The sequence below is a fragment of the uncultured Campylobacter sp. genome, from assembly GCF_938040115.1.
Taxonomy (GTDB): domain Bacteria; phylum Campylobacterota; class Campylobacteria; order Campylobacterales; family Campylobacteraceae; genus Campylobacter_A.
In genome coordinates this window covers 1-6,630 of the sequence record NZ_CALHXD010000313.1, presented here as the reverse complement: position 1 = coordinate 6,630, position 6,630 = coordinate 1, and the positions used below count along the sequence as shown (strand labels likewise).

At 45.7% G+C, this 6,630-nt stretch carries 8 protein-coding genes; 2 read left to right on the top strand and 6 right to left on the bottom strand.

Annotated elements, in window-relative coordinates; translation table 11 throughout:
* The 6 genes from Q0314_RS10610 to Q0314_RS10585 all read right to left on the bottom strand — a co-directional run.
* On the bottom strand, window positions 1–1,837 hold a 1,837-nt coding region (locus Q0314_RS10610), incomplete at its 3' end, for a methyl-accepting chemotaxis protein (protein WP_298058844.1).
* Window positions 1,838–1,847: 10 nt separating this feature from the next.
* Window positions 1,848–2,870, bottom strand: coding sequence for a uroporphyrinogen decarboxylase (gene hemE / locus Q0314_RS10605; RefSeq protein WP_298058843.1), 1,023 nt, complete (start codon window positions 2,868–2,870; stop codon window positions 1,848–1,850).
* A 48-nt stretch (window positions 2,871–2,918) separates the two neighbouring features.
* Entirely contained in the window at window positions 2,919–4,217 is a 1,299-nt protein-coding gene (locus tag Q0314_RS10600) for a dicarboxylate/amino acid:cation symporter (RefSeq protein WP_298058842.1), read from the bottom strand.
* A 119-nt stretch (window positions 4,218–4,336) separates the two neighbouring features.
* Window positions 4,337–4,759, bottom strand: a complete 423-nt coding sequence (locus Q0314_RS10595; RefSeq protein ID WP_298058841.1) for an Rrf2 family transcriptional regulator — start codon at window positions 4,757–4,759, stop codon at window positions 4,337–4,339.
* An 80-nt stretch (window positions 4,760–4,839) separates the two neighbouring features.
* Window positions 4,840–5,385, bottom strand: coding sequence for an NAD(P)H-binding protein (locus Q0314_RS10590; RefSeq protein WP_298058840.1), 546 nt, complete (start codon window positions 5,383–5,385; stop codon window positions 4,840–4,842).
* A 222-nt stretch (window positions 5,386–5,607) separates the two neighbouring features.
* Window positions 5,608–5,982: a cupin domain-containing protein gene (locus Q0314_RS10585; protein ID WP_298058839.1), complete on the bottom strand. Its 375-nt coding sequence runs from the start codon at window positions 5,980–5,982 to the stop codon at window positions 5,608–5,610.
* 166 nt (window positions 5,983–6,148) lie between these two features.
* On the opposite strand from Q0314_RS10585, the gene Q0314_RS10580 reads away from it, so the two are divergent.
* Together Q0314_RS10580 and Q0314_RS10575 are read left to right on the top strand one after the other, a co-directional pair.
* Window positions 6,149–6,283, top strand: coding sequence for a hypothetical protein (locus tag Q0314_RS10580; protein WP_298058838.1), 135 nt, complete (start codon window positions 6,149–6,151; stop codon window positions 6,281–6,283).
* A 52-nt stretch (window positions 6,284–6,335) separates the two neighbouring features.
* Window positions 6,336–6,630, top strand: a 295-nt coding sequence (locus Q0314_RS10575) for a cation diffusion facilitator family transporter (protein ID WP_298058837.1), incomplete at its 3' end; no start/stop codon positions are given.

Below are 6,630 nucleotides of genomic sequence, written 5' to 3'. Positions count from 1 at the left end.
CCTCGGCTACGCCTTGATTTATCATATTTATAGCTTCGCTTTGCTCCCTGATGCTTTCGCTCATTTCGTTGATACTTTGAGCTAGCACGTTTGCGTTGGCTTCGATCTCGCCGAGAGATTTTTGCGTACGTTCGGCTAGTTTGCGAACCTCATCGGCCACGACCGCAAAGCCTCTGCCGTGTTCGCCTGCGCGCGCTGCTTCGATGGCTGCGTTAAGCGCTAGCAAGTTTGTCTGATCGGCGATATCGCGGATGATGACGATGATGTTTTTGATCTCCTCGCTTTGGCGCGTTACGTCTTCGGCCTTTTGGCTGATAGCATTCATAGAGCTACTCATCTCCTCGACTGCTGCGGCGCTCTCTTGTAGCGAATTAGCCTGCGAATTAGCGCCTTGCGTGACTTGCTGCATCGAGCGAGCTAAAAACTCGGCCTTTTCTTCAAGCGTATGCGCCTGCTCTAAATTTGCCCTTAGCATACCGGCTATCTCTTCGCCCAAAGCATTGATACCGGCAGCTACTTTGCCTTCATCGTCGAGTCTTTTCGTAAAGTCCTGATTTTTAAAGCTTTCTAGCAAATTTAACACCTCGTCGCCGTTTGCAGCTATGGCTTGTTTTAGCGCGATTTGTAGGTCTTTAAAAGTCTGTTTTAGCTGGCTAAGAGCCGGATTTGAGGTGTCGGCGTTTAGCTGGGCTACATAGTTGCCCTTGCCTATCTGCCCTACAAATGCGTTTGCCTCTTTTATGAAGCTATTTTGCTCGGCGAGATTTGCCTCGATTTGCCTGATATTTTCGTTTATTAGCGTGCTCATCTGTCCGATCTCGTCGCTTCCGCTGCGCTCTAACGTTTCGGCTTTGTCGGTTTTATTGTTTAAAAATTCGAAAAATCTCACAAGGCCGTTTTTAGTCTGATCAATACCTGAGATTAAATTTTTACCGATTATGATAGAAGCCAGCAACATCAAAAGCACGCACACGGCGATAACAATACCGCTAAATACGAGCTGTGCCGTCACTTCACTTTTTACCTGCGAGGCTGCATTTTTCATATCGCTTAATAGCTTTAGCTCTAGCTCCCTCATCGCATCTATAGATAGAGTTATTTTTGAGAACCAAGTCGCGGGGTCGTATGATATATCCTCGGTAGTGACTACGTTTTTGATGATATTCATCGCATCGTTAAAGTCCGCCTTTTTTCTAGCGATAGTATCAAATTCAGCACTAAATTCTTTTGGATTGTACTCGTCGAAATCCTGCATAAATTTATTGATTACGCTATTTAGTGCGACTACTTTGTTATAGTCTTCTTTGCTTATACTTTTTTTAGTAAAAACCCCGTTTAGCGTAGCGCGTAAGATACCAAACGATTCCTTTATCTCCCCGACGATAATAATGCGTTCTAAATCATCAACGAGGCTAGGCTCTAGTTTATCACTATACCCGTTTATAGCGATTACCTCTTTTCTTAGTATTTTAGTTATACGTCCGATTAGATTATCACCGCTCCTTTGATCTACGCCTGAGCGAATGCTAGCTATCTCCGGAGCTATTTCGTTCTTTTCCGCAAGCTTCTCAAGCGCCGCATCCACGTTCTTGCGCTGAGCCACGAGTTTAGCATTATCTCCGCCGGCTAACACTCCAGAGCTAAAACCGCGCTCTTTTTGCATCTCGTGAATGAAGTCGTTTTGATTTATGATCGTATCTACTATACGCTCGCTGTAATCGGCTTTATCGCGAGTTTTGATAATACCGTTTAACATATAGGCGCTAATGATACCAAGACCTATTAGCCCGACTAGAGCTATGACTAAAATTTTAAGTTTTATGCTCAGATTGTTCATCTTTCCTCCTTTATCTTGCGCTTTTTTCTTGCACTCGTTTTATAAAATATTTCGCGTTTTCTACGGGAACGTCCGGCAAAATACCGTGTCCGAGATTAAAGATATGCGGCGCGTTTTTCATCGTCTGCAAAATTCGTTCCACACCCGCGTCGATCGCCTCCTTGCTATAAAGGCGCGTAGGCTCCATATTTCCTTGAAGGACGTATTTTGGGCTTAGTTTTGCTTTAGCAAGCTCGATCGGCGTACTCCAATCCACGCCAAAAACATCGAAATTTCCCGAAATTTTATCCAGATATCCGCTTATGCCTTTTGGAAAAACGATAACCGGAATTTGCGGAAATTCAGCCTTAAGCGCATCCACTATATCCATGATATACTTCCAACCGAACTCAAAATACGCCTCATCCTCCAGCGCAGCCGCCCAGCTATCAAAAATTTGAACCGCATTTACGCCGGCTTTTATCTGCTCTTTCGTGTAGCCTATGAGCGCAGCAGTAACCTTGGCTAAAATTTGATGCATAAACTCGGGATTTGAATATAAAAGCTTTTTGCTAACCGCGTAAGTTTTCGTCCCGCCGCCCTCGATCATGTACGTAGCTATCGTCCACGGCGCTCCGCAAAAGCCGATTAGCGCTTTATCCTGCGCCAAATTTTCGCGCGTTAGCTTGATCGTATCGTATACGTAGTCTAAATTTTTGATCGATTTTTGAACATCCAGCCTATCTAGATCATCTTTCGTCTTGATAGGATCGCTAAATACAGGCCCCTCGCCTTGGACGAATTTAAGATCCATGCCCATCTCAAGGGGCACGACGAGTATATCGCTAAAAAGTATCGCCGCATCGACGCCTAAAATTTCAACCGGCTGGATCGTGACCTCGCTAGCTTTTTTATAATCTTTACAAAGCGATAAAAAATCTCCCGCCGCAGAGCGAACTCGCATGTACTCGGGTAGATACCGACCTGCCTGTCGCATCATCCAAACGGGCGTATAAGGCGTGGGTTTTTTTAAACAAGCGTCGATGAAAATCATATATTTCCTTTAAATTTTTAGCGATTTTATCTAAATATTTATTAAATTCTAATCCGCCCACTTACTTTCGTCTAATTTTTTTTCATTTTTGGCCACAACTAGTGCGCCCAGCATATCTCCCGTCACGTTCATCGACGTGCGCCCCATGTCAAGGATCGCATCGATACCCAAAATTAGCGCATACGCTGCGGCTACCGCGCTTCCGCCCTCGACTTTTAGACCGACTGATTCAAGCACCATCAAAAGCATTATCGCACCCGCTCCGGGCACTCCGGCAGTTCCGACGGCGGCAAGGACGGCCGTTAGTATTATGGTCATTTTAGCCCCCGAGTCAAGCTCCACGCCTACGGCGTTAGCGATAAACATCGCGCAGATGCCAAGATATATGATCGTGCCGTTCATGTTTACGGTGGCGCCCACGGGAAGCGCAAAGCCGTAAATTTGCTTTGGGATACCCATATCTTCTTCGGCCGTTTTCATCGAGATAGGCAGCGTTCCGCCCGAGCTTCTGGTTACAAAAGCCGTCAACATAGGCGATCTAACTTTTTTTAGAAATTTAAACGGATTGATTTTAACGATCAAGCAAATCAAGAAATAAACGACGAAAATTTGAGCCGCAAAGCCGATATACGCGCTAACCGTAACGCCCAAAAGCGGTCCGAAAGCCTTTACGCCTTGCTGAGAAAAGACGATAAATATAAGAGCGAAAACGCCAAACGGCGCGTACTCCATGATCCATCTTATGACGTAAAACATGATGTGGTTGATCCCGTCAAATACGTCGTAGATCAAATTTCCCAGCCTACTAAGCCTCTCGTCTTTGCTATCCTTTAAAAACGAAAGCGCGACGCCGAAAAATAAGCTAAAAGTTATGATTTGTAAAATTTCGCCCTTTGCAATAGCTTCAAAAGGGTTAGTGGGAAATAAATTTACGAGTATCGACGACATGCTAGGCGCATTTGCGGTTTTGCCGCCTATGTCACCGCTGCCGGTTATGTGCAGTCCGGCTCCTGGCTCCAAGATAAGCCCGACCGCAAGCCCGACTATGATGGCTAAAAACGACGTCAATATGTAAAAAATCAGCACCTTTGCCCCTACTCTACCCAGATCGGAAGGCGAGATAGAGCTACAGCCCACGATGAGCGAGGCCATAACGATAGGCACGATGATCATCTTAAGAAGTCTTATGAACACGTCGCCAAAAGGCTTTAGGATAACTATCGCGTCCTTTGCGTCTTGAAAAATGATGCCGCAAACGGCGCCCAAAATAAGTCCGGCTAAAATTTTTAGAAGCAAATTCGCCTCGAAATATTTCTGAATTATTCCGCGTTTAGCGTTTGGTTGCACGAAATCTCCTTTAAATTTAATCCGTGAATTATAAGTAAATTTTTCTTAAACTACAAACACTTCTGTTTTTTAAATTACGGATTAAATTTAAAGCGAGAAAATTTAAAAGGGCGCAAATTTTAGTTTTTAGCCGCCAGTTCGTCTAGCAAATTTTGCAAATTTACGCCCGCTAAGCTATCAAACATCGCTTGCTGCGCGGAGCCAAATTTAGGCGTCAAAAGCGCCTCGATCCTGCCTCCTAGCGGACAAGGCGGCGGCGAGTTTTTGTGGATTTTAAAGATGTCGTTTTCGCCCTCGTTTACCGCCGAAAATATATCAAAAAGCGTGATTTGATCAGGCTTCTTAGCCAGGCTCGCACCGCCCGTGCCTGCGCTTACGTTTATTAAATTTGCCGATTTTAAAAGCCTGATTATATTTCGCACGATGACGGGGTTCGTGCCGATCGTGCCGGCCAAAAACTCGCTCGTGTTTTTCTCGTCTTTAAAAAACTCGCAGCTAAGCAATATATGTATAGCGATGGAAAATTTTTGTCCTATTTGCATAACCGGCCTTGGTTTAAATTTAAAACCGCACGTTAGTTTCGTGCGGCGTTATTTTAGCTAAATTACGCAAAATTTTAAACTCACGCCCTCTCGCCGACTGCGGTAAAGCGCTTTTGCACGAAATTTCTATTTTTTAGCTCGTCAATGATCGCGATCGCAAGATCGGCGTAGCTGATATAGCTCTCGTTTTGCGAGTTTAGTATGACGTGATCGTTGCCAAGAACGTATTTGCCCGTGCGAGCGCCATTTGCGTCGTAGTCTCCGGCAGGCGAGACGTATGTCCATAGCACGCCCGTTCTACCTTTTAGCTCGAAAAACGACTCCGCCGTAGCCTTTGCGACGCCCATGTACCCGGCAGGAAAGCTTGGCGTATCCATAACCATCGTCTGCTTATCGTCCACGTATAGCGTACCCGCGCCGCCGATGACAAGTAGCCTTGTTTTCGTACCGCTAAGTGCGTCTGCTAGGTGTTTTGCTACCTTTTTATGAAGCGGGAAGGTCTCGTCGCTCCATGCCGCAAATGCGCTGATAACGGCGTCAAAGCCAGCTAGATCGGCCTTTGTTAACTCAAAAATATCTTTATAAATTACTTTGACGTCGCCATTTTTATACTCTTTGTTTCGCACGATAGCCGTTACGTCATTCCCTTATTTTAGGGCTTCTTGCACCAAATTTGAACCTGTTTTTTCCGTTTGCTCCAATGATTGCCACTTTCATTGTTTCTCCTTTAAATTTGATTTGTTTGATCGCACAGCCGCCGCGGTTAATGCGCTCGCACATTTGGCGCCGTCTGCCGCGCCGCGTAGTTTAAAATTTACGCCCGCATTTTGTCGCGCGCCTCGCGTATTTTACAGCCAGTTTGGCTTTACGTCCTCGTTTATCACGCCATCATCCATCGTGTATTGCTCCAGGCTGCCGCGTTTGGTCTGGATACAGATAAACTTCATCCCCTGCGCGCCCGCCTTAAAGCATCTCTTGCCCGCCGGATCGATGCGGATCGCGTCGCCCTCGCTGACCGCCGTCTCCTCACCGTCGATAAAAAGCGTGCCGCCGCCTTTTAGCACCAAGTAAAGCTCCTCGTTTTGCTTGTGCGAATGCACGAACGGCACGCTCGCGTTTGCGGGAAGCTCATTGATAGAAAGCTCGCAGCCGCTTAAATTTAGAGCGTCTTTTAGCTCGACTCTCGGTTCGCTTTTCGTTGAAACGATCTTGTAGTTTGACATCTTTTTCTCCTTAGATTTTTTGTTATAATGTTATAACTTACAACTGACGAGCGAAGTATAGTCAAATTTTGTTGTAATGTAAAGAGTTACAGCAAAAATTTTCAAAAAATTTGACGCGAATTTTAAAATCAGCTAAAATCCGCGCGATTTTAACCGAAGGATTTTTATGCAAAATAGCGCGTTTAAGGCGTTTGCAATCGCGCTTGATGACGTACCGAGGCTAGTGGAAGAGTTTAGCAAGCTAAAAGACATAGGCAAGCGCGTAAACGTTGAGTTAGAGGGAGATTTGGCTAAAATTTAAGTGATTTTTTGGGGTATAATGTACCTCAAATTTACCGAAAAACGAGGTCAAAATGCATGAAAATCACGCCCACTGCGCGCATTCGCACACGTCAAACAAAGTCGTTTTGAGAAATTCTTTCCTTATAATCTCCGCTTTTATGCTGATCGAGGTCGCGGGCGGCTTGGCGACGAACTCGCTCGCCCTGCTCTCAGACGCCGGACACATGCTCTCAGACGCAGCTGCGCTCGGGCTTTCGCTGTTTGCGTTTAAATTCGGCGAACGCAAAGGCAACCTGCAAAAGACCTTCGGATACAGGCGGATCGAAATTTTAGCCGCGACGATAAACGCCGTCACGCTCATCGTCA